Origin of the sequence: Aeromonas sp. ZOR0002 (genome assembly GCF_963866995.1) — a bacterium.
Taxonomy (GTDB): domain Bacteria; phylum Pseudomonadota; class Gammaproteobacteria; order Enterobacterales; family Aeromonadaceae; genus Aeromonas; species Aeromonas caviae.
Window position 1 is genome coordinate 1 of sequence record NZ_CAWMFQ010000150.1, and the last position, 22,357, is coordinate 22,357.

At 58.1% G+C, this 22,357-nt stretch carries 22 protein-coding genes; 21 read left to right on the top strand and 1 reads right to left on the bottom strand.

Going from position 1 to position 22,357, the window contains the following annotated elements; translation table 11 throughout:
• On the bottom strand, positions 1-1,837 hold a 1,837-nt coding region (locus AACR77_RS09015), incomplete at its 3' end, for a penicillin-binding protein 1A (protein ID WP_042878163.1).
• Between the two features lie 298 nt (positions 1,838-2,135).
• Between AACR77_RS09015 and tapM the strand changes: the two genes are divergently transcribed.
• From tapM to AACR77_RS09120, 21 genes are all read left to right on the top strand, one after another.
• On the top strand, positions 2,136-3,197 hold the full coding sequence (gene tapM / locus AACR77_RS09020; RefSeq protein ID WP_041212565.1) for a PilM family type IVa pilus assembly protein TapM: 1,062 nt from the start codon (positions 2,136-2,138) through the stop codon (positions 3,195-3,197).
• A complete protein-coding gene (tapN, locus tag AACR77_RS09025) occupies positions 3,185-3,754 on the top strand; it encodes a PilN family type IV pilus biogenesis protein TapN (protein WP_010673820.1) in 570 nt (189 codons plus the stop codon). The genes tapM and tapN overlap by 13 nt, the downstream gene beginning before the upstream one ends.
• A complete protein-coding gene (gene tapO, locus AACR77_RS09030) occupies positions 3,751-4,347 on the top strand; it encodes a PilO family type IV pilus biogenesis protein TapO (protein WP_041212566.1) in 597 nt (198 codons plus the stop codon). Before tapN ends, tapO begins: the two co-directional genes overlap by 4 nt.
• A 2-nt stretch (positions 4,348-4,349) precedes the next feature.
• Positions 4,350-4,877 (top strand): pilus assembly protein PilP, encoded by a 528-nt coding sequence (locus AACR77_RS09035; RefSeq protein ID WP_042878183.1) that lies wholly within the window; start codon positions 4,350-4,352, stop codon positions 4,875-4,877.
• Between the two features lie 16 nt (positions 4,878-4,893).
• Positions 4,894-7,119: a type IV pilus secretin PilQ gene (locus tag AACR77_RS09040; protein ID WP_039039581.1), complete on the top strand. Its 2,226-nt coding sequence runs from the start codon at positions 4,894-4,896 to the stop codon at positions 7,117-7,119.
• Positions 7,120-7,310: 191 nt separating this feature from the next.
• Positions 7,311-7,829 (top strand): shikimate kinase AroK, encoded by a 519-nt coding sequence (gene aroK, locus AACR77_RS09045; protein WP_010673824.1) that lies wholly within the window; start codon positions 7,311-7,313, stop codon positions 7,827-7,829.
• A gap of 17 nt (positions 7,830-7,846) precedes the next feature.
• Positions 7,847-8,929 carry a 3-dehydroquinate synthase gene (gene aroB / locus AACR77_RS09050; RefSeq protein ID WP_042878165.1) on the top strand — a complete coding sequence of 361 codons (1,083 nt, stop codon included), beginning with the start codon at positions 7,847-7,849 and terminating at the stop codon, positions 8,927-8,929.
• Positions 8,919-10,475, top strand: a complete 1,557-nt coding sequence (locus AACR77_RS09055; RefSeq protein WP_042878166.1) for an SPOR domain-containing protein — start codon at positions 8,919-8,921, stop codon at positions 10,473-10,475. Before aroB ends, AACR77_RS09055 begins: the two co-directional genes overlap by 11 nt.
• 70 nt (positions 10,476-10,545) lie before the next feature.
• Complete coding sequence (locus tag AACR77_RS09060) at positions 10,546-11,418, top strand: Dam family site-specific DNA-(adenine-N6)-methyltransferase (protein WP_029314124.1); 873 nt, start codon at positions 10,546-10,548, stop codon at positions 11,416-11,418.
• Positions 11,419-11,608: 190 nt separating this feature from the next.
• Positions 11,609-12,283 (top strand): ribulose-phosphate 3-epimerase, encoded by a 675-nt coding sequence (rpe, locus tag AACR77_RS09065; protein WP_041212569.1) that lies wholly within the window; start codon positions 11,609-11,611, stop codon positions 12,281-12,283.
• A complete protein-coding gene (locus tag AACR77_RS09070; RefSeq protein ID WP_010673829.1) occupies positions 12,270-12,935 on the top strand; it encodes a phosphoglycolate phosphatase in 666 nt (221 codons plus the stop codon). The genes rpe and AACR77_RS09070 overlap by 14 nt, the downstream gene beginning before the upstream one ends.
• A gap of 39 nt (positions 12,936-12,974) precedes the next feature.
• Positions 12,975-13,979 (top strand): tryptophan--tRNA ligase, encoded by a 1,005-nt coding sequence (trpS, locus tag AACR77_RS09075; RefSeq protein WP_010673830.1) that lies wholly within the window; start codon positions 12,975-12,977, stop codon positions 13,977-13,979.
• Between the two features lie 119 nt (positions 13,980-14,098).
• Positions 14,099-14,314 carry a hypothetical protein gene (locus AACR77_RS09080; RefSeq protein ID WP_010673831.1) on the top strand — a complete coding sequence of 72 codons (216 nt, stop codon included), beginning with the start codon at positions 14,099-14,101 and terminating at the stop codon, positions 14,312-14,314.
• A gap of 321 nt (positions 14,315-14,635) precedes the next feature.
• On the top strand, positions 14,636-15,217 hold the full coding sequence (locus AACR77_RS09085; RefSeq protein ID WP_041215622.1) for an aminodeoxychorismate synthase component II: 582 nt from the start codon (positions 14,636-14,638) through the stop codon (positions 15,215-15,217).
• Between the two features lie 278 nt (positions 15,218-15,495).
• Complete coding sequence (locus tag AACR77_RS09090) at positions 15,496-16,713, top strand: aspartate aminotransferase family protein (protein ID WP_042878168.1); 1,218 nt, start codon at positions 15,496-15,498, stop codon at positions 16,711-16,713.
• A 75-nt stretch (positions 16,714-16,788) separates the two neighbouring features.
• Complete coding sequence (astA, locus tag AACR77_RS09095) at positions 16,789-17,808, top strand: arginine N-succinyltransferase (RefSeq protein ID WP_010673834.1); 1,020 nt, start codon at positions 16,789-16,791, stop codon at positions 17,806-17,808.
• Between the two features lie 67 nt (positions 17,809-17,875).
• A complete protein-coding gene (astD, locus tag AACR77_RS09100) occupies positions 17,876-19,345 on the top strand; it encodes a succinylglutamate-semialdehyde dehydrogenase (RefSeq protein ID WP_042878170.1) in 1,470 nt (489 codons plus the stop codon).
• 69 nt (positions 19,346-19,414) lie between these two features.
• A complete protein-coding gene (locus AACR77_RS09105) occupies positions 19,415-20,212 on the top strand; it encodes a DUF1338 domain-containing protein (RefSeq protein ID WP_039039589.1) in 798 nt (265 codons plus the stop codon).
• A 226-nt stretch (positions 20,213-20,438) separates the two neighbouring features.
• Complete coding sequence (locus tag AACR77_RS09110; protein WP_042878172.1) at positions 20,439-20,861, top strand: hypothetical protein; 423 nt, start codon at positions 20,439-20,441, stop codon at positions 20,859-20,861.
• A gap of 234 nt (positions 20,862-21,095) precedes the next feature.
• Positions 21,096-21,416, top strand: coding sequence for a hypothetical protein (locus tag AACR77_RS09115; RefSeq protein WP_139739518.1), 321 nt, complete (start codon positions 21,096-21,098; stop codon positions 21,414-21,416).
• A gap of 113 nt (positions 21,417-21,529) precedes the next feature.
• On the top strand, positions 21,530-21,961 hold the full coding sequence (locus AACR77_RS09120) for a leucine-rich repeat domain-containing protein (protein ID WP_139739519.1): 432 nt from the start codon (positions 21,530-21,532) through the stop codon (positions 21,959-21,961).
• The last annotated feature ends 396 nt before the right edge of the window (positions 21,962-22,357 follow it).

The window sequence follows — 22,357 nt, forward strand, 5'->3', positions numbered from 1 at the left end:
AGGCGGCGGCCGGGTTGGCCTCGAACAGGGGGGTGCCGAAGCTGTCGGTCACCTCGGTGATGAAGTAGGGGGTGACCTGGAAGCCGCCATTGGCCAGCACCGAGTAGCCGCGCACCACTTCCAGCGGGGTAAACTCCGCCGCACCCAGCGCCAGGGATTCATTGGCGGAGATGTGATCACGGGCGAAGCCGAAGCGGGTCAGGCCGTCGATATAGGTATCCAGCCCGATGGCGCGCATCAGCCGGACCGACATCACGTTCTTGGACTTGGCAAGGCCGAGGCGCAAGGTGGTCGGCCCTTCATAGATGGCGGGCGAGTTCTTGGGCTGCCACATGGGGCCCTTGGCGGGATCCCACTGGTTGATCGGTGCATCGTTGATGAGGGACGCCAGGGTATAGCCCTGCTCCAGCGCGGTGGCATAGAGGAAAGGCTTGATGTTGGAGCCGACCTGACGACGGGCCTGATCGACCCGGTTGAACTTGGAGAGCTCGAAGCTGAAGCCGCCGACCAGGGCCTCGATGGCGCCGTCTTGAGGGTTCATGGCCACCAGGGCGGCGTTGACGTCGGGGATCTGGGAGAGCAGCAACTCTTCCCCTTTCTCCCTGACCCAGATCTGGGCGCCGACTTTGAGTACATCCCGCGCCGATTTCGGGGCAAAACCCTGGCGATCGTCGGTGATGAAGGCGCGCGCCCACTTGATGCCATTCCAGCCCAGTTCGGCCTGTTTGCCATTCTTGAGCACCAGGGTGGCGCTCTTGTCGCCGAGCTGGGTGACCACGGCGGCCATCAGGGGCTGATAGATCGGCTGCTTGGCCAGATGGGCCATGATCTGCTCGTAGTCCCAGGCCGTTTCACCGGCTTTCCACAGCAAGGCGGTCGGGCCACGGTAGCCGTGGCGGGTGTCGTAGTCGAAGACACCGTCCAGCAGCGCCTGATGGGCGGCGCGCTGACGCTTGGCGGTGACGGTGGTGTAGACATGCAGCCCCATGGTGTAGGCATCTTCACCAAACTGCTCCACCATCTTCTGGCGCACCATCTCGCTCAGATAAGGGGCGTTCAGCGTAGTTTCGGCACCGTGAAAACGGGCCTTGACCGGCATCTTGGAGGCTTCGTCATACTGGGCCTGGGTGATTTTGCCGGTTTCCAGCATGCGACCCAGTACCACGTTGCGGCGGGCGAAGGCGCGCTCCGGAGAACGGATCGGGTTCAGCATGGAGGGTGCCTTGGGGAGACCCGCGATGATGGCGATCTCGTCCAGGGTCAGATCCTTGACCTCCTTGCCGAAGTAGACCTGGGCGGCCGCGCCGACCCCGAATGCCCGGTAGCCGAGGGGAATCTTGTTGAGATAGAGGGTGAGGATCTCGTCCTTGGAGAGGTTCTGCTCGATGCGCCAGGCGAGGAACACTTCCTTGATCTTGCGTACCAGGGTCTTCTCGTTGCTCAGGAAGAAGTTGCGAGCCACTTGCTGGGTAATGGTACTGGCGCCCTGGCGCGCCTGGCCGGAGACGGCCCAGACGGTGGCGGCACGGATGATGCCGATGGGGTCAATGCCCGGGTGCTCATAGAAGCGGGCATCTTCGGTGGCGAGTACGGCATCGATCATGGACTGGGGAATTTCGTCCAGCCGCAGGGGGATGCGACGAATTTCGCCAAACTGGGAGATCAATTCCCCATCCCGGCTGTAGACCTTCATGGGGGTAGCCAGTTTGACATCGCGCAGGGCGCTGACGTCCGGCAACTGGGGCTTGATGTAGAAGTAGATGCCGATGAGGCTGGCAACGCCCAGCACAGCACCCAGCATCATGACAATAAACAGGCGAACGAGCCATTTCAGCATGGAAGAACTACCAATCGTCTTAAAATTAGCCAACGGGCGCAGAGTATAGCCTTTTTACCCTCGCGGATTCGAGGTTTTCCTGTCCGCAAACAGGCGACCCCGAGAAGAGGCGGGAGGGTAGCACTCCAGGGCACAATTACCAAGGGGGCCGCAATCAAGGCCGAAAGGAGAGGGGCGTCAACTTTTGACACAAACTTTATGACATTGATAGATAGAGCATTATATTGAGTTAAGCCGTCACATCATGACGCGCTGTCCTACAATAAGTCCGAAAACCCAATAACGCATGGATGTGTATATGTTTGGGCTATTAAGTAAGGGATCCCTCGTCTCCATGGCGGGCATTGATTTTGGCAGTCAAACCATCAAGGCCGTCACCATCAGCGGACGTCCCGGCAAGGTGCACCTCGGCTCGGTTGCCGAGATCCCCATGCCAAGAGGAACGCTGGTCGACTATCAACTTCAGGACATTGAACGGGTCAGTCAGTCTCTCAAGTCGCTCAAGCGGCTCGTGCAAGGGGATTGCCAGAACGTGGCCACGGCCGTGACCGGTTCCAACGTCATCACCAAGATCATTCAGGTCGATACCAACATCAACGAGAGCGAGCTGGAGAACCAGGTTCACCTGGAGGCTGAGCAGCTCATCCCCTTTCCCCTCGATGAAGTGAGCCTGGATTTTGAAATCCTCGGCATGGCGGGCGACAACGGGCGTCAGGAGGTCCTGCTCAGTGCCGCGCGGACCGAGAGCGTCAGTGGCCGGGTCAGTGCCCTGACGGAGGCAGGCATGACGACCATGGTGGTGGATGTGGGGGCCCATGCGCTCGGACGCGCCGTGCTGGCCTGCCTGCCCGACCTGCAAACCTCGGAGAAACCGGTTGGCATCGTCGACATCGGTGCCAGCGCCCTGACTTTCGCCGCCCTGCTACGGGGCCAGGTCATCTATTCCCGGTTGCAGAATTTTGGTGGTGATCAATACAGCCAGGCATTGGCCTCTTTTTACAGCATGAGTATGGAAGAGGCGGAACTGGCCAAGCTCCAGGGCTCCTTGCCTGCGGATCATGAGGTGGATGTCCTGTTGCCTCACCTCAGCACCCTGGTGTTGCAGATACGGCGCAACGTGCAGCTGTTTTGCAGCTCTTCGGGGAACAAGGAGCTCTCCAGGCTGGTGCTGACCGGAGGGGGGAGCCTGCTGCCGGGGCTGGCCGGACAAATCGGCAGCGAGCTCAACTGCGAGGTGCTGCATCCCGATCCCTTTGCACTCTTTGGCAAGCCGCAGGGAGAGGGGGGGCTGACTCATGGGGCCAAGTACATGACGGCGCTCGGGCTGGCACTGAGGAGCTTCACACCATGTCAAATATAAACCTTCTGCCCTGGCGGCAGGCTCGGGCGCAGCGTCAGAAGAAACAATTCGGCATCCTGTTCGGTCTGTTCCTGGCGGGGACGGCAGCCATCGCCTTTGCCGCAGACTGGCTGGTGCAGCAGCAGATCGGTTACCAGCAGCAGCGCAATCAGCGGTTGCAGCAGGAGATGGCAACCCTGGACACCCAGCTTGGGGAGATCAGGCTTCTCAAGGAGCGGCGCAAGGAGTTGATTGACCGCATGCAACTCATCGAGCAGTTGCAGATGCGCCGCAACATCCCTGTGCGTCTGTTCAATCAGCTGCCGGTGCTGGTCCCCAATGGGGTGTATCTTGATAGCCTTGCTCTGCAAAACAACAAGATAGACGTGAAGGGAAAGACCGAAGCCTATGGCAGGGTAGCCAGCATGATGCGCCGAATCGACGGTTCCGGCTGGCTGACACAATCCCAGCTCAGCACCATTTTCACGGCCGAGGTGGCCCCCATCGCCCTGAGCCAGTTCTCCATGATGTTCCAGATTGCCACGGCGCTACCCAACGCGGCTAAGGGGCAAAAATGAACCTGCAACAACTTAACGACCTGGATCTCAATGACATTGCCCGCTGGCCGCCGATCGCCAAGGGCATCTTTGTCTTCTTCTGCTGTGCTCTGCTTGGCGGGGCACTCTATTACTACGTGATTGCCAATTCCCTGGCCGCTCTGGGTCGTGAAGCCGCAAAAGAGACCGAGCTCAAGGGACAATTCGAGAGCAAGGCCATGCTGGCCGCGAACCTGGAAGCATACAGAAAGCAGATGGTCCAGCTGGAACATCTGGTCGACACCCAGCTCAAACAGCTGCCCAACACCCACGAAGTCGCCGGTTTGCTGGATGACATCAGCTTCATTGCCACCGACAACGGTTTGACATTGAACAGGATCAACTGGGAGCCAGAGGTGAAACACGAGTTCTCCACCGAGCTGCCCATGCGCATCGAGGTCGTGGGCACCTATCACGAACTTGGCAAGTTCACGGCGGACATGGCTGCCCTGCCCCGCATCGTGATCCTGGATTCTTTCCAGCTCAGCCAGGGGAAGGGGGGTGAGCTGATCGGTATGTCCATGCAGGCCAAGACCTACAAGTACAACGGCAAAACCGTGGAGAAAAAGCCATGAGCATGAGAGCGGGCGTACTTCTCTTGTCGGCGCTGCTGTTGACGGCCTGTGGGGGACAGGAGGACATGGATGAGTATGTCAAACAGACCAAGGCCAGAAAGCCGGTACCGATCGAACCTCTGCCGGAGATAAAGCCCTTCTCGCCCATGGTCTATCAACGCAGCGATCAGCGCAGTCCGTTCATTGCACCCCAGCCGGAAACCAGTTCCAGGCTGGATGCCAAGGCCAAGCCGGACTGTGCCCAGATAGTGGCCAATCGGGAAAAGGAGGTGCTGGAACGCTACTCGCTTGCCAGCCTGAGCATGAAAGGCTCCATCGGCAAGCAGGGGCAGTTGTGGGCATTGATCAAAACCCCGGACGGGCAAGCCGTGCGCGTCGGGCTCAACCAGCACATGGGGCTGGATCAGGGCAGGGTCATCAAGATAACGAACACGCATGTTGACTTGATGGAGACGGTACCGGATGGCAAAGGATGCTGGATCACCCGAGAAACCCAGCTGGCCATGGCCAATCTCGACGCAAAACTATGATCAGGGATGAGCAGAGATGAGAACAACAATAAGAAGGATGACCGGTGTGGCGCTGCTTTGGCTGGGCGGATGCACTCAGGTGTGGGCGGTACCCGCGTTGCAGGAGGTCAAGGTGAATCCCCTGCTGGCCGATCAACTCCTGCTGGAGCTCAGCTTCAGCGAACCGGTCAGCGGTTTTACGGACAGGTTGACCTATGAACCCAATCAGCTTCTGCTGCACGTACCCGGGGCCATCGGTGCCCTGACGGTCAATCCCCTGCCCATCAAGCAGCAAGGGGTGAACAACCTCCTGGTGGAGGGGAAGGGGCAGGGGCTCGACATCAAGATCGCCCTCGATCAGCTCACCCCCTATCAGGTCCATCAACAGGGCAATAAATTGCTGGTGGCGCTGGGAGACAAGGCAGGGCAGCCGGTCGCTTCCTCGGCGGCGCCTGTTGCAGCCAGCCAGTCTGCGCTCGTCAGAAGCCAGCCGGTGACTCAGTCTGCATTGATTGACACCCAGCGAGTTGCCCAGAACCAGTCCCAGTATCAGGCTCAGCCTGCCGTGGCTGCCACGCCTACCGTGGCTCCTTCGCCCGTTGCCCCCGGCAAGCCGGTGTTGTCCGTGTCTCAGGCAAACATGGGGGGCGCCTACTTCAACTCGGTCAAGGGCGTGGATTTTCGCCGTGGCAAGGAGGGGCAGGGGGAGTTCCTCGTGACGCTGGACAACAGTTCGGCGGCGGTGGATGTCAGCAGCCGTGGTCAGAAAGTGCTGGCCAAGTTCCACGGTACCCGGGTGCCTGATGATCAGCTCAACCTCATCAATGTGCAGGACTTCGCTACCCCTGTCTCCCAGGTGGAGGTGTTCCGCCAGGGCAATGACACCCTGTTCGAGCTCTCGGTGAACGGCCAGTTTGACTACCGTTACGATCAGGCCGACAAGATGTTCATCATCGAGGTGAAAAAACGGGTGGCCACCACGGCGGCGAAGCAGTACCAGGGCAAGCCCATCTCATTGAACTTCCAGGATATTCCTGTTCGTACCGTGTTGCAGATCATCGCCGATTTCAACAATTTGAACCTGGTGACCACGGACTCGGTCTCCGGCAACATCACGCTGCGTCTCGATGGCGTGCCCTGGGAGCAGGCGCTGGACATCATCCTCAAGGTCAGAGGGCTGGACAAACGGCTGGACAACAACATCCTGCTGGTGGCACCGGCGGACGAGATTGCCGCTCGCGAGAAACAGCAGATGGAGAGCCGCAACCAGGTGGCGGATCTTGCTCCCCTCTACACCGAGTATCTGCAGATCAACTATGCCAAGGCATCGGAAGTGGCGGCCCTGCTCTCCTCCGAGAGTACCAAGCTGCTCTCCCCCAGAGGGGCGGTCAGCGTGGATGAACGTACCAATGTGCTGGTGGTCAAGGACACGGCGGATGTCATCAGCAACGTCAAGCGGATGCTGGATATCCTCGATATCCCGGTCAAGCAGGTGGTGATCGAGGCGCGCATGGTGACCATTGATGATGGTTTCGATGAGGCACTGGGGGTGCGCTGGGGTGTGACCAAGACAGACGGTCATGGCAACGGCACCTCGGGCACCATAGAGGGTAATGATGGCGCCGGAAACAATGATGGCAGTTCCACCATCACTCGCCCCAACGTAGAAGACAGACTCAACGTCAACCTGCCGGTGACCAACGCGGCCGGCACCCTGGCGTTCCAGGTTGCCCGTCTTGCCAATGGCACCCTTTTGGATCTTGAGCTCTCGGCGCTGGAAAAGGAGAGCAAGGCCGAGATCATCGCCAGTCCGCGTGTCACCACGGCCAACCAGAAGCCGGCCCTGATCGAGCAGGGGACCGAGATCCCCTATGTGGAGTCCTCTTCGAGCGGGGCGACCTCGGTCACCTTCAAGAAGGCGGTGCTGAGCCTCAAGGTCACGCCGCAGATCACCCCGGACAACAGGGTGATCCTGGACTTGACCGTGACTCAGGATACCAAGGGTGAAACCGTGCCGACCGGGACCGGGGATGCGGTGTCCATCAACGCCCAGTCCATCACCACCCAGGTGTTGGTCAACAACGGTGAAACTCTGGTGCTTGGCGGCATCTATCAACAGACCATCAAGAGCGATGTCAGCAAGGTGCCGCTGCTGGGGGATATCCCCGGGTTGGGTTATCTGTTCAAGAAAACCACCAGTGAAAACAAGAAGCGTGAACTGCTGATCTTCGTGACCCCGAGGATAGTGACCGACGCCCTCTGAAAACTTTACTTGTGAGAGTAAAACACATATAACCTTACGCCCCGATGAGGCTGGGGCGTAAGGGCTGCGGTTGCCAGTCCTGGTTTCTACTGAGATAATCCCCCTCCTGATCCATCGCAAGATAAGGTTCATAGGTACCCCGGTCGAGTGTTTACCGGGGCCATACAGTTTGTAATTACTAACGAAAAGACATGGCTGAGAAACGCAATATTTTCCTGATAGGTCCCATGGGTGCGGGCAAGAGCACCATAGGTAGACATCTGGCAGAACAACTGCACATGGAGTTTTTCGACTCAGATCATGAGATTGAGCGCCGCAGTGGTGCCGATATCGGCTGGGTGTTCGATGTTGAAGGCGAAGAAGGCTTCCGGATCCGCGAAGAGAAGGTGATCGGTGAGCTCGCCGAACAGCAGGGTATCGTGCTGGCAACGGGTGGCGGTGCCATCAAGAGCCGTGAAACCCGCAACAAGCTCTCCGCACGCGGCATCGTGGTCTACCTCGAAACCACCATTGAAAAGCAATTGGCGCGAACCCAGAGAGACAAGCGTCGTCCCTTGCTGCAAACCGAAGAGCCGCCCCGTGAAGTGCTTGAGCGTCTTGCGCAAGAGCGCAACGCCCTGTACGAAGAGGTTGCCGATTTTGTCATCCAGACGGATGACCAGAGTGCCAAAGTTGTCGCTAATCAAATCGTCAAGTTGATTGGTATGTAATTCATTAGAGGACGTCCATGGAAAGGTTGAAGGTCGAACTGGGTGAACGCAGCTACCCGATAGAGATAGCTGCCGGTCTGCTGCAACGCCCCGAGGTACTGGCGCAGACGATCAAGGGCAAGCGGGTCATGATAGTGACCAATACCGTGGTCGCGCCCCTGTATCTTGAACAGATCATTCAGTTGCTGTCCGGTTTTCAGGTGGAACACCTGATCCTGCCCGATGGCGAGGCCTACAAAACCCTGGCGACCTTCGAGCGGATCATGTCTGCTCTGCTGGAAACCAGCCATGGTCGTGATACCACTCTGATCGCTCTGGGGGGCGGTGTGATAGGCGATGTTGTCGGCTTTGCTGCGGCAAGCTACCAGCGAGGCATTCCGTTTATTCAGGTGCCTACCACGCTGCTCTCCCAGGTTGACTCTTCCGTCGGCGGCAAGACCGCCGTCAACCATCCCCTCGGCAAGAACATGGTGGGTGCCTTCTATCAGCCCAAGCATGTGATCATCGATACCGACTGCCTCAAGACCCTGCCTGCCCGGGAATTTGCCGCCGGCATGGCCGAGGTGATCAAATACGGCATCATCTGGGATGCCGCCTTCTTCTCCTGGCTTGAAACCAACATGACCCGCCTGCAGCGCCTCGACGGTGATGCACTCTCCTATGCCATTCGCCGCTGCTGCGAGATCAAGGCCGATGTGGTCGGTCAGGACGAGACCGAGCACGGCGTACGCGCCTTGCTGAACCTGGGACATACCTTCGGCCATGCCATCGAGGCGGAGAAGGGTTATGGCAACTGGCTGCACGGTGAAGCCGTGGCGGCGGGAACCATGCTGGCGGCCGAGACGGCCCTGGCCCGTGGCGACATGACGGCGCAAGAGGTGGTACGAGTCCGCGAGCTGCTGTTGGCCGCCGATTTGCCGGTCAAGGCACCGTCCGATATGGATTTTGCCGCCTTCATTCGCCATATGCGCCGTGACAAGAAGGTGCTGGAAGGCAAACTGAGGCTGGTGCTGCCGATCGGGATCGGACAGGCCCAGGTCGTGGCCGATGTGACAGACGAGCAATTGATGGCGGTGATCGAGTCTGGTCGTGACCACTAATAAATTGCTCAAGCTGCCTTCTCAGCGGCAGTTGGTTGACCGGCTGCTGCACCTGATCGAGTTCAACCACCCCTTTGTTTTTCTCTCCGGCAAGCCAGGCAGTGGCCGTGGCACACTGTGCGAGTCGCTGCTTGCCCAACTGCCTGATGCTGTGCGGGTGGCCAGCCTCATCGGCAGCCCGTCCATGAAGATGGCGGATGTGCGCCAGCTGCTGTTGCAGCAGGTGGTGGCACGTCCCCTGTTCAACGCGCAGGATGCCCTGGCGGACAGCTTCTTTCGCATGGTGGGTGACAAGCCTGCCAGACTGCTGCTCATCATCGAACGTGCCGATACCTTGCCTGCCGAGCTGGTGGGGGAGTTGTGGGCGCTCTGTCGTCACAACGATACCCTGGCATCTCCTCATAAACTGGCCATCCTGCTCTCGGGTGATGACGCCTGGTGTCGCAACCAGAAGGCGCTCCTCAAGGGACGGGCCATGCCAGCCCTCGAGCTGGAAGTCGCGCCACTGAGCGCGCCTGAGCAACGTATCTTCTTGTATGAGAAGGCCAAAGAGCTCAAGATCCCGACAGCCCTCTTGCCCAAGCCGAAAGTGGAAGAGATCCTGAATGGGGCGGGCGGACATCCGTCAGCCATCATGCAGTTACTGGAGGATACCATGACCGACAGAAGGCCCAAGAAACGTCAGGCCGAGTTGCCCGTCAAGAAGATAGCGATCGTGCTTGCCCTGGTGGCGGGCGGGTTGCTGGCCCTGAGCTATCTGCCCCTGTTCGACAGTGCAGGCCAGGACCCCGCCCAGGCTCCGTCCCAGGGGATGGCGTTGCCCGATCCCGTCTCAAGCGATCCTGTGAGTGTCGGTGCGGCGAGCGGGGCCTTGGATACTCAGGCGAGCAGTGGCGCCGCTGCCATCCCCTCAGGTAATCAGGTTGCCCGCGATTGGCAGTCCGATGCCAAGCCCTTGCCCAAGAAGGTCGAGAGCGAGACGGTCACCACGGAGTCAACCAACTATGAGGGGCGCCGGGTCGTCATCTCCGACGAAGTGGTCGAGAAATTGATGAACCAGCCGAACGTCAGCGGCGCCTTGCCCACGGCCGTGGTGGATGAGCTGGTGGGGAGCGGTTCCCGTGCGGTCCCGACCGGAACGACGGCCCAGGTCAAGAATCCGGCCCCGAGCAGTGTCCCGGCCCGGACAGAGGCTCAACCGGCCAGTGGCGCGCAGACAGCGCCGGTCGCGGCCCCAGCGGCCAAGGTGGCGTTGACGCCGGTGGCGACTCTCAACAAGAAGCCGAAGAATCACTACAGCATCCAGTTGATGGGGGCGAGCAACACCAAGGCGGTAGACAGCTTTGTGGCCGAGCATGGCTTGGCGGGCAAGGTGTGGGTTTACAAGACCCGTTTCCGTGGCAGTCCCTGGTATGTAGTGGTGCAGGGAGACTACGCCAGCAGTGCCCAGGCCAAGGCGGCCATTCGCAAGCTGTCACCTGCCTTGCTCAAGGGACAACCCTGGCCCAAGTCATTCGCCCAGATACAAAAAGAATTGAAGCAATAGCCAGCCACCCGAAGAAGGGGGTAGAATCACCCCCCTTTTTTGGGCATAGCCTTGTCAACACCGGACTTCCATGAAAAAAACACGCGCGTTTTTAAAATGGGCCGGGGGAAAATACTCCCTGGTCGAAGAGATCGCCGAGCGTTTGCCGGCCGGGCGTGTGTTGCTGGAGCCCTTCGTCGGGGCGGGATCCGTGTTTCTCAACACGGATTACGACGCCTATGTGCTCAACGACATCAATCCGGATCTCATTGGCCTCTACAACCACCTCAAGCAGCAGCCGGACAGCTTCATCAGCGAGGCCCGCAAGCTGTTCGTGGCCGAGCACAACCACAAGACCGCCTATTATCGGCTCCGTACCCAGTTCAACCAGACCGCGGCCGGTTTTGAACGGGCTCAGTTGTTCCTGTTTTTGAATCGCCATGGTTTCAACGGCTTGTGCCGTTACAACAAGAAGGGGGGGTTCAACGTTCCCTTCGGTTCCTACAAGAAGCCCTACTTCCCGGAGAAAGAGCTGTGGGCCTTTGCCGAGAAGGCGCAGAAGGCGACGTTCATCTGCGAAAGCTATGCCGACGCCATGGCCCGTGCAGAGGAAGACTGGGTGATCTACTGCGATCCGCCCTATGCCCCTCTCTCCACCACGGCGAGTTTCACCACCTATTCGGCAGGCGGTTTCACCCTGGACGATCAGGCGCTGCTGGCCAGGCTGGCTCGCCACACCGCCGCCCATAAAGGGGTGCCCGTGCTCATCAGCAACCATGACATCGAGTTGACCCGCGAGCTCTATCGTGGCGCCCGGCTCGACGAGATCCTGGTCAAGCGCACCATCAGCCGCAACGGCGGTGGTCGCAACAAGGTGGCCGAGCTGCTGGCGCTCTATCCGCCCGGCATCGAGCCCGAACAGGGCTATTATCCCGGTGAGGCGGAGCTGGTTGCCGTCGGCTGAGTGAACAACGGTCCCTGAGGGGGCCGTTGTCATTTCTGATGCGGCCGCTGGTATTCCGTGAGCCGCGCCTGGCATCGTTTGCCGGCGATGGTGCCGGAGCGGCGTGTTCTGTAGATGCGGGTCGTTTTCATCGCCCTTTTGCGATAAAATTGCGCCGTTTTTTCTGCCACGCTGCCAATGGATGACGCTGATGAAAGACTTTCTGATTGCCCCCTCTATCCTCTCCGCCGACTTTGCCCGTCTGGGTGAGGATGTGGCCAAGGTGCTGGCCGCCGGGGCCGACGTGGTCCATTTCGATGTGATGGACAACCATTATGTCCCCAACCTGACCATAGGCCCCATGGTCTGTCAGGCGCTGCGCGATTACGGCATCGAAGCGCTCATCGACGTGCACCTGATGGTCAAGCCGGTGGATCGCATCGTGCCTGATTTTGCCAAAGCCGGTGCCAGCCTGATCACCTTCCACCCGGAAGCCTCCGATCACGTGGATCGCACCCTGGGCCTCATCAAGGAGCAGGGTTGCCAGGCCGGTCTGGTGCTGAACCCCGCAACCCCGCTCAGCTGCCTGGAGTACGTGATGGACAAGCTGGACGTGATCCTGCTGATGTCGGTCAATCCGGGCTTTGGCGGTCAGAGCTTCATCCCCGGCACCCTCGACAAGCTGCGCCAGGTGCGCCGCCTGATCGACGAGAGCGGCCGCGACATTCGCCTGGAAATCGATGGCGGGGTCAAGGTCGACAACATTCGCGAGATTGCCGAGGCGGGTGCCGACATGTTCGTGGCGGGCTCTGCCATCTTCGGCAAGCCGGATTACAAGGCGGTGATCGATCAGATGCGCGCGGAGCTTGCCCATGTCCGTCGCTGATCGCCCCTTTGACCTGGTGCTGTTCGATCTGGATGGCACCCTGATTGACAGCGCCCCGCAACTGGCGCTGGCGGTCAACCGTACCCTGGCGGAGCTGGGGTTGGCCGAGGCCGACGAGTCCGTGGTACGTACCTGGGTCGGCAACGGCGCCGACAAGCTGATCCAGCGGGCTCTCGATTACCGCGACGCCCCGGAGCAGTTTGCCAAGGCTCGCCCCCTGTTCGACCGTCACTATCAGGCCTGTCTGCTGGAAGGCCTGGCCATGTATGACGGAGTGGCCCGTAGCCTGCGCCGTCTGCAGGGGCTGGGTTACCAGCAGGCCGTGGTGACCAACAAACCGAGTCACTTCGTGCAACCCATTCTGGAGGCCCTCGGCATCAGCGACTGTTTCGCACTCTGGCTCGGGGGCAACTGCGTACCCGTCAAGAAACCGAGCCCGGAGCCGCTGTTGCACGCCTGCCATGAGCTGGGTGTCAGCCCGTCCCGCACCCTGATGGTGGGGGATTCCGAAAATGACGTGCTGGCCGCCCAGGCCGCCGGCATGAAGGTGGTGGGGCTCACCTATGGCTACAACTATGGCCGCCCTATCGCAGACTCCCGCCCCGACTGGGTTTGCGAGCAGTTTGCCGAACTCGACGCCCTGCTGGTCTGATCCAGACCGGGCTGGCGGATAACAAGGATTACTACTCTGATGACTAAACCAATCGTATTGAGCGGTGCCCAACCCTCGGGCCAGCTGACCATCGGCAACTACATGGGGGCCCTGCGTCAGTGGGTCAGCATGCAGGATGACTTCGACTGCCTCTATTGCATCGTCGATCTGCACGCCATCACCACTCGCCAGGATCCGGCCGCCTTGCGCAAGGCGTGCCTCGACGCAGCCGCCCTCTATCTGGCGGTGGGCATCGACCCGGCCAAGAGCACCGTCTTCATCCAGTCCCACGTGCCCCAGCACGCCGAGCTCGGCTGGATCCTGAACTGCTACACCCAGATGGGCGAGCTGTCGCGCATGACCCAGTTCAAGGACAAGTCCGCCCGTTTCGAGAACAACGTCAACGTCGGCCTGTTCGGTTATCCGGTGCTGATGGCGGCCGACATTCTGCTTTATCAAGCCAATCAGGTGCCGGTTGGCAATGACCAGAAGCAGCATCTGGAGCTGACCCGCGACATCTGCACCCGCTTCAACAACCTCTATGGCGAAGTCTTCACCCTGCCGGAACCCTTCATTCCGACCGAAGGGGCCCGGGTGATGAGCCTGCAGGACCCGACCAAGAAGATGTCCAAGTCCGACGACAACGAGGCCAACTTCATCGGCTTGCTGGAAGATCCCAAGCAGATCGTCAAGAAGATCAAGCGGGCGATGACCGACTCCGACGAGCCGGCCGTGGTGCGTTTTGATCCCGAAAACAAGCCGGGGGTCTCCAATCTGCTGACCCTGATGTCCGGTGTGACCGGCCGCTCCATCCCGGAGCTGGAGCAGCACTTCGAAGGCAAGATGTACGGCCACCTCAAGAGTGAAACGGCCGATGCCGTGGTCGCCTTGCTGGAACCCATCCAGGCGCGCTTCCGCGAGCTGCGTCAGGATGAGGCCCATCTGCAGGCCATTTTGGCGGCTGGCGCACAAAAGGCGCGTGAAAGGGCTGAAAAAACCCTGATCAGCGTATATGATGTCGTCGGCTTCGTTCCTCGAGCCTGACATACTGGGAAGGTGTAGTAGAAGAGAGCTGGGTGGATGCCTGGCTTTCTTTGTTTTACACCTTCCGGTTTGTCGCAACCTCCCCAATGTCAAACACGGGCTTTGCCCCAAGAGAAAGCATGTCTGTCGAATCACAAACCCTGAGTGAAGAGTTGGGTGACAAGGGTCACTGGCTGCGCAAGTTTCGCAAGGCCAAGAGCCTCAATACCTTGCAGTTGATGGTCTCCAACGCCATCGACAAGCACCACAAGACCCCGGCCATCGCGGCTGCCATCTATCTGGCCGAGTGCCAGCGGGAACGGGAACTGGAACAGGGCCGTTATCTGGACCGCTGAGGTCCGTTGCCAGCCCTTGCCAAGGCGACTCCTTCCCATCTGCCTGTCACGTCCTGTGCCCTTTTCCCGGTCGCCTCCCGTCTCTTTTACCTTGCCATCCTGACATGGAGCGGCTGATGCTGCCCGGTCGGGGACAGGCCCACCGCCGGGTGGGGTCGACAGGCCCGGATCGCCATTGAAGAGCGAACAGACTGCACAGCAGGTGAGGTGATCGCCGGTTTATTAACGCAAAGAGACATGCCAGAATGCGCGGCGTTTGTCTGCCCGCCCTCGCAACGGGCTGTCCGCTCACCGTCTCTGTCTTATTCCCAGGGTGTTTGCATGCTGCTACTCATCGACAACTACGACTCCTTTACCTGGAACCTGGTGCAATACTTCGGCGCCCTGGGGCAAGAGGTGGTGGTCAGGCGCAACGATGAGCTGAGCCTGGAGGAGATAGCCCGGCTTGCACCCCGCCATCTGGTGATCTCTCCCGGGCCCTGCACGCCAAACGAGGCGGGCATCTCTTTGGCCGCCATCTCCCGTTTTGCCGGCGAGATCCCCATCCTCGGCGTCTGTCTCGGCCATCAGTCGCTGGCACAGGCCTTTGGTGCCCGGGTAGTGCGTGCCCGTCAGGTGATGCACGGCAAGACATCTCTCATCCGTCACAAAGGGGAGGGGGTGTTCAAGGGGCTCAACAACCCGCTGCGGGTGACCCGCTATCATTCTCTGGTGGTGGAGGCGGCGTCGCTGCCTGACTGTTTCGAGGTCACCGCCTGGAGCGAACATGCCGACGGCAGCCAGGACGAGATCATGGGGCTGCGGCATAAAACGCTGGCGCTGGAGGGAGTGCAGTTCCATCCGGAGAGTATTCTGAGCGAACAGGGGCACCAGTTGCTGGCCAACTTTTTGGCCGTTTCCTGAAAAAATTGCGATGTCTGTCTCAAAACCGTCATGAGGCAAAAAAAAATTTCCCTGAGACTTTATTCACCCTCCTCCCTGTCCAAATTATCTCTTGCCAACACCCCCTGAGCCGTTATGCAATGCGGTTGCCTAAAATCTCAAAGGCAATCGAACATTGTTCCTTATAGGCGGTTAAGTTACAGACTTTTTACTTTTTTTCTGTGATAATTCCGCCACGTTTACACGGATTTAACTTTTGGGCGGTGGATTATTCTGCCGCGAGATAGCAGGAGAGCAATATGTCAGAGTTGTTGGCAGTGACACGTGAAGTGTTTGATGAAGTGATGGTTCCCAACTATGCGCCGGCCAAAATCATCCCGGTGCGCGGCGAGGGGTCACGTGTCTGGGATCAGGAAGGCCGCGAGTATGTGGATTTCGCGGGCGGGATCGCGGTCAATGGCCTGGGCCATTGCCATCCCAAACTGGTCGAGGCCCTGAAATCCCAGGGTGAGAAGCTGTGGCACCTCTCCAACGTGATGACCAACGAGCCGGCCCTGTGCCTGGCCAAGAAATTGGTCGCCGCCACCTTCGCCGAGAAGGTCTATTTCTGCAACTCCGGTGCCGAAGCGAACGAAGCGGCCCTCAAGCTGGCCCGCCGCTACGCCATCGAGAAGTTCGGGGCCCACAAGACCCAGATCATCGCCTTCCACCAGGGCTTCCACGGCCGTACCTTCTTTACCGTCAGCGTCGGCGGCCAGGCTGCCTACTCAGATGGCTTCGGTCCCAAGCCTGCCGACATCACCCACGTCGCCTACAACAACCTGGAGGAGCTGGCTGCCGTCATCTCCGACAACACCTGCGCCGTGGTGATGGAGCCGCTGCAGGGCGAGGGTGGCATCATCAGCCCCACCGACGAGTTTGCCAAGGGGGTGCGCGAGTTGTGCGACAAGCACAACGCCCTGCTGGTTTATGACGAGGTGCAATCCGGTGTCGGTCGTACCGGCGAGCTGTTTGCCTATATGGGTCTGGGCGTCACGCCGGACATCCTCACCAGCGCCAAGGCGCTGGGCGGTGGCTTCCCCATCGGCGCCATGCTGACCACCACCGAAATCGCCTCCCACCTGAAAGTGGGCACTCACGGCTCCACCTACGGCGGCAACCCGCTGGCCTGCGCGGTGGCAGAGGCGGTGATCGACGTGGTCAACACCCCGGAAGTGCTGAGCGGCATCAAGCAGCGCGAGCAGCTGTTCCGCGAAGGGCTGGAAGCCATCAACGCCAAGTACCACTGCTTCAGCGAAGTGCGCGGCAAGGGCCTGCTGCTGGGCGCCGTGCTCAACGATGACTTCAAGGGCCGCTCCCGCGACTTCCTGCTCGCCTCCATCGATCAGGGCCTGATGGCGCTGGTTGCCGGTACCAACGTGGTGCGTTTTGCCCCCTCCCTGGTGATCCCGGAAGTGGACATCAAGGAAGGGCTGGCACGGTTCGAGAAAGCGGTCGCTCAGGTGGTCAACGCCTGATCCAAATTGAGGTGGGGAGCCCTCCCGGCAGGAGCCGGGACCCCACCTGTCGTCAATGAAAGGGAGTTGTCATTTATGTTGGTTATCCGTCCTATCGAGCAGCGCGACTTCGCCGGCCTCAAGACCTGTGCCATCGAATCCGGCACCGGCATGACATCCTTGCCGGTCAACGACGAGCTGCTGCAACGCAAGATCGATGCCTCGACCCAGACCTTCCTGGACAAGCCCGCTGGCAAGGGCGAGTGCCTCTATTTCTTCGTGGCCGAGGATCTGGAGACCGGGGAGATGGTCGGTACCTGCGCCATCGACGCGGCGGTCGGCCTGTCCCAGGCGTTCTACAACTATCACATCGGCAAGGTGGTGCACTCCTCCCCCAAGCTCGGCATCTACAATGTCGTGGAAACCCTCACCCTCTCCAACGACTACACCGGCAATTCCGAGCTCTGCACCCTGTTTCTGCGTGAATGCGCCCGCGAGGGGCTCAACGGCCGTCTGCTCTCCAAGCACCGTTTCCTGTTCATGGCCGAACACCCCGAGCTGTTTGACAGTACCGTCTTTGCCGAGATGCGTGGTGTCTCCGATGGCAACGGCCACAGCCCCTTCTACGAGTGGCTGCAAAAACATTTCTTCTCGATGGATTTTCCCACCGTCGACTATCTCACCGGCATCGGCAAGAAGCGCTTCATCGCCGAGCTGATGCCCAAGTACCCCATCTATGTCAATCTGCTGAGCAACGAGGCGCGCGCCGTCATCGGCAAGACCCACGAAAAGACCCGGCCTGCCCTCAAGATGCTGCAGGATGAGGGGTTCGTGAATCGCGGTTATGTCGATATCTTCGACGCAGGCCCCACCGTCGAATGCGAGGTGAAGAACATTCGCAGCGTGCGCCGCAGCCAGAAGTTGGCGGTGCTGGTGGGTGAACCCATCGGCGGCCATACCTACCTCATCTGCAACGCCAGGTTCGAGCAATACCGCGCCTGCTACGGCAACATCCGGGTCGATCTGGACAAGCACGAAGCCATCATTCCGCCCAAGATGGCGGCCGCCCTCAAGGTGGAAAATGGCGACATGGTGCGCGTCGTCGATCTGGATTGACCCACCCCGCAGCACAGCATTGAGACAGGCTGCCGAGGCGGCCTGCGTACCCACAGGGAGTGAATTGATGATGTCTTTAGTCCAGTTTATCGATGGCCAGTGGCTGGCCGGTGAAGGCAAGCCGTTCGAATCCATCGACCCGGCCAAAAACGAGGTGATCTGGCGGGGTGAGGCGGCAAGCCAGTCCCAGGTGGATGCGGCCGTCAAGGCGGCCCGCACGGCCTTCTACCATTGGTCCGATCTGGCCCTTGAAGAGCGCCTTGCCATCGTGAGCCGCTATGCCGACCTGCTCGGCGAGCACAAGGAGGCGCTGGCCCTGACCATCGCCCGTGAAACCGGCAAGCCCCTGTGGGAGACCCGCACCGAAGTGGCGGCCATGCAGGGCAAGATTGCCATCTCCATCCGGGCCCATGACGAGCGTACCGGCACGGTGGAAAACCCCATGCCGGGCGCCAAGGCGTTCGTGCGCCACAAGCCCCATGGCGTCGTGGCCGTGTTCGGCCCCTACAACTTCCCGGGCCACCTGCCCAACGGCCACATTGTGCCGGCGCTCATCGCCGGCAATGCGGTCGTGTTCAAGCCTTCCGAGCTGACTCCCATGGTGGCTGAAGCCATGGTCAAGGTGTGGCAGGAGGCGGGGCTGCCCAAGGGGGTGCTCAACCTGGTGCAGGGGGAGGTCGACACCGGCAAGGCGCTGGCCGGCAACCCGGACATCGACGGCCTCTTCTTCACCGGCTCCTCCCGTACCGGCCACTTCCTGCATCAGCAGTTTGCCGGCCAGCCGGGCAAGATCCTGGCACTGGAGATGGGTGGCAACAACCCGCTGATCGTGAAAGATGTGAGCGACATCGACGGCGCCGTCCATGCCATCGTGCAGTCCGCCTTCATTACCTCCGGCCAGCGCTGCACCTGCTCGCGCCGTCTGTTTGTCGAGCGCGGCGAACGGGGCGATGCCCTGGTCAAGCGCCTGGTGGAGGTGGTCGGCCAGATCAAGGTCGGCCTCTATGACGCCGCCGAGCAGCCGTTCATGGGCGCCATGATCAGCGAGAAGGCCGCACTGGGCATGGTCGAGGCGCAAGCCAACCTGCAGCGCCTCGGTGGTGAAAGCCTGCTTGCCCTCAAGCACCTGGAAGCGGGCACCGGCTTTGTCTCCCCGGGCATCATAGACGTGACCGCGGTCAGCGCGCTGCCGGATGAAGAGTACTTCGGCCCGCTGCTGCAGCTCATTCGCTACGACGACTTCGATGCGGCCATCGAGAAGGCGAACGCCACCAGTTTCGGTCTCTCGGCCGGCCTGCTCGGTGACAATGAAGCGGACTGGAACCACTTCTTCAAGCGGATCCGCGCCGGTATCGTCAACTGGAACAAGCCCATCACCGGTGCCTCCAGTGCAGCCCCCTTTGGCGGCATCGGTGCCTCCGGCAACCACAGAGCGAGCGCCTACTACGCCGCCGACTACTGTGCTTACCCGGTCGCCTCCGTCGAAGACAGCAAGGCTGCTATGCCGGATCAACTGTCTCCCGGTCTGACCTTCTGATAACAAGAAAATAAAAGAGGGGCACTGAACAGGTGCCCCTGTCTGTACCCGCAATCAAAGGAAAGAGAGATGCAAAAGGATATCGACACCCTGTTTGGCCATCTGTGGGACAACTACATTCAGGTCACCCCCAGTGCTCACAAGGTTCATCAACTGCTGGGCGGCGGTGCCCCCATCATCAACGATCACGTGGCGTTTCGGACCTACAACCTGCCCAAGCTCGGTCTCGAGAAACTGGCGGCCCACTTCCGCGCCCTGGGGTATGAAGAGAAGGGCGAGTATGTGTTCAAGGCCAAGAAGCTCTATGCCAAACACTTCGAGCATAAAGATCCTGATGCGCCCAAGGTGTTCATCAGCGAGCTGAAGGTGGAAGAGCTCTCCGAAGGAGCCCAGGCCATCATCCACAAGCTGGTGGATCAGGTACCCGATCACCTCACCGACACCCCGGCCTTCCTCTACGCCGGCGCGCCCTGGCAGGTCTCCCACACCGATTACCAGACCCTGCTGGCAGAGAGCGAGTATGCCGCCTGGATGGCCGCCTGGGGTTATCGTGCCAACCACTTCACCGTCAACATCAACCGCCTGAAGGACTTCGACACCATCCAGCAGGTGAATGCGGCGCTCAAGGCGGCAGGCTTCGTGCTCAACACCGTTGGCGGCGAGGTGAAGGGCGATCCCGAGGTGATGCTGGAGCAATCCTCCACCATGGCAGACAAGGCCGAGGTGCCCTTCAGCGACGGTGTGCGCACCATCCCGAGCTGCTTCTACGAGTTCGCCCTGCGCTACCCGCAGGCGGATGGCGTGCTCTACCCTGGCTTCGTCGAGGCGTCGGCCGACAAGATTTTCGAATCCACCAACGCCATGTAATGGCCGCCATGAAAACAACGCCCCGCCTGGGGCGTTTTTATTTTGGATTAAATACGGTCAAATTATTGCTGTGGTGTAGTGCCCTGTCGGGCTAAGCGCTTGCCCAAAGGAATGAATAAAGTCATTTGATATACATCATTGAAATATTCCATTAAACAGATGATGCCAAAACGAAATGCTGAACTATGTCTGTAGCATGTGGCTGATTCTTAAGTGAGAGTATTTTATGAGATTTTTAATTTCCCCCTTTGTGGGGGCAGGGAAAATCAAGTTTGGTATGACTCCTGACCAAGTGAGATTATTATTAGGGGGAGTGTTTGACTCTTTTAAAAGAGCGGAGGAGTCTGTATTCCCATGTGATTACTTTGAGAATTTAGGCGTGTTCGCATATTACAACGCCTCTGGCGTTTTGGAGGCGATAGAGTTTACTGAACCAGCGGTTCCAGAGTTCGAAGAAATGGACTTGCTAAAAATTCATTTCAAGGGCTTGATCACGTATCTTTCAGATAAAGACAAAGGCCTAGAAGTAGAGTCTGCATCGCTAACATCCCATGTGTTGGGTATAGGTGCATACGCTCCTGATGCGGATGACAACACATCATTACCTGCTGAAAGTATTATTGTCTTTGAAAATGGCTATTATGATTGATTAGAGTCAGTTGATATTTCGATAAGTATTTGTTAAATCCTATTATTATTAAGATAAGTATAAAAGTTAGCTAGGCTGTAATCAATATGTTCATGTTACAGAATTTTACTTGGAAGATAGATGAAGAGCAGGTGGAGGAACATCGAATTAAGAACCATGAGTGGTATGCTTGCCCATTTCTCTAAAACGTATCAAACAAAATTTACCCCATTGTCATAAACAGGAACTAATTCTTTGATAAATAATGAAAAATATTTTATCGATGAGGTTGAAAATGGAATGGGACGTTGCCTTGTCTTGACAGCTCCTTGGTCGGATAGTTTTAAATCAATAATCGATAAAGAAAATATTTCAGTGCTTCGTTTAAGTCAATCCGCAGGCTGGAATGGAAATGACATTTCATTTATAAATTACTTGCCTTCTCTTTCTGGCGTTGAAATTTATTCTTGGGGTGTCAAGGATATCACTCCATTAGAGTCTATCAGTAATCTTGAATATTTAGGATTACAGTGTGAGTTTACGAAGGCTCCTGATTTTTCCAAACTAAAAAATTAAAACTACTTAAGCTTTTTTGGAGGCCTAAAGCGAAGACGATTTTCGCTTGTGATGAATTGAATCTGCTAAATATTGTTAACTATCCTTCAGAAAACTTGAAAGAACTTAATAGAATGTCTTTATTAAGACGTCTACAACTAACCTCCAAAAAAATAAAATCATTGTCAGGAATAGAGGAACTTAGCTCGTTATCCATTCTAGATTTGGCCGACTGTCCTAAGCTAGAAGATCTTTCAGGCATAGATAAGTGTCAGCAGATAGAGATTATAGAAATTGAAAACTGTAAAAGAGTTTATGATATAGCTATTTTGAGTGAGCTAAAAAACCTCAAAGAGATTGTATTAACTGACTGTGGGGCAGTTAAATCTTTGAGGCCACTTGCACACAGCCAATCATTAGAAAGTATCATCTTTATAGGGGACACAACCATTGAAGATGGAGATCTGACTTCCTTATTGGATATTCCAACGCTAAAGAAAATGTGGTTTGCTAATAAACGTCACTACACCCATACCCGAGAACAGGTGATGGAAGTGTTATCTTGAGTAATCAATCATGAATGATATTCATGCATTTTTTTGAGGGTAGCTTACAACCCGGCAGAAAAGTTATGTATGTCAAGATTGCTCACAATCTTATCTTGCCGATTATCTGCTGAGCATGTTGCCAACACTCGAACTGGTATCAGAAATCTTGTCAATGACGTTGTTCGGAAAATAAGAATAACCGTGATGATGCCAGCCCCCTTCGTACCTGCTTGCTGGGGAGGCTACTAGTGTTGCAGTCAAGGAAGAGAAATCAGCTGAGTTGAAAAGAAGTACACTGAGATGCGACTATGAGTACTTAAAATCAGTTTCTCTATCTGATTCAGAATGCGGACACCGATAGTGAAAAGAAAGACATCATCGGTCAGTGACTTAATGAAAGTAGTGCTTCCCATG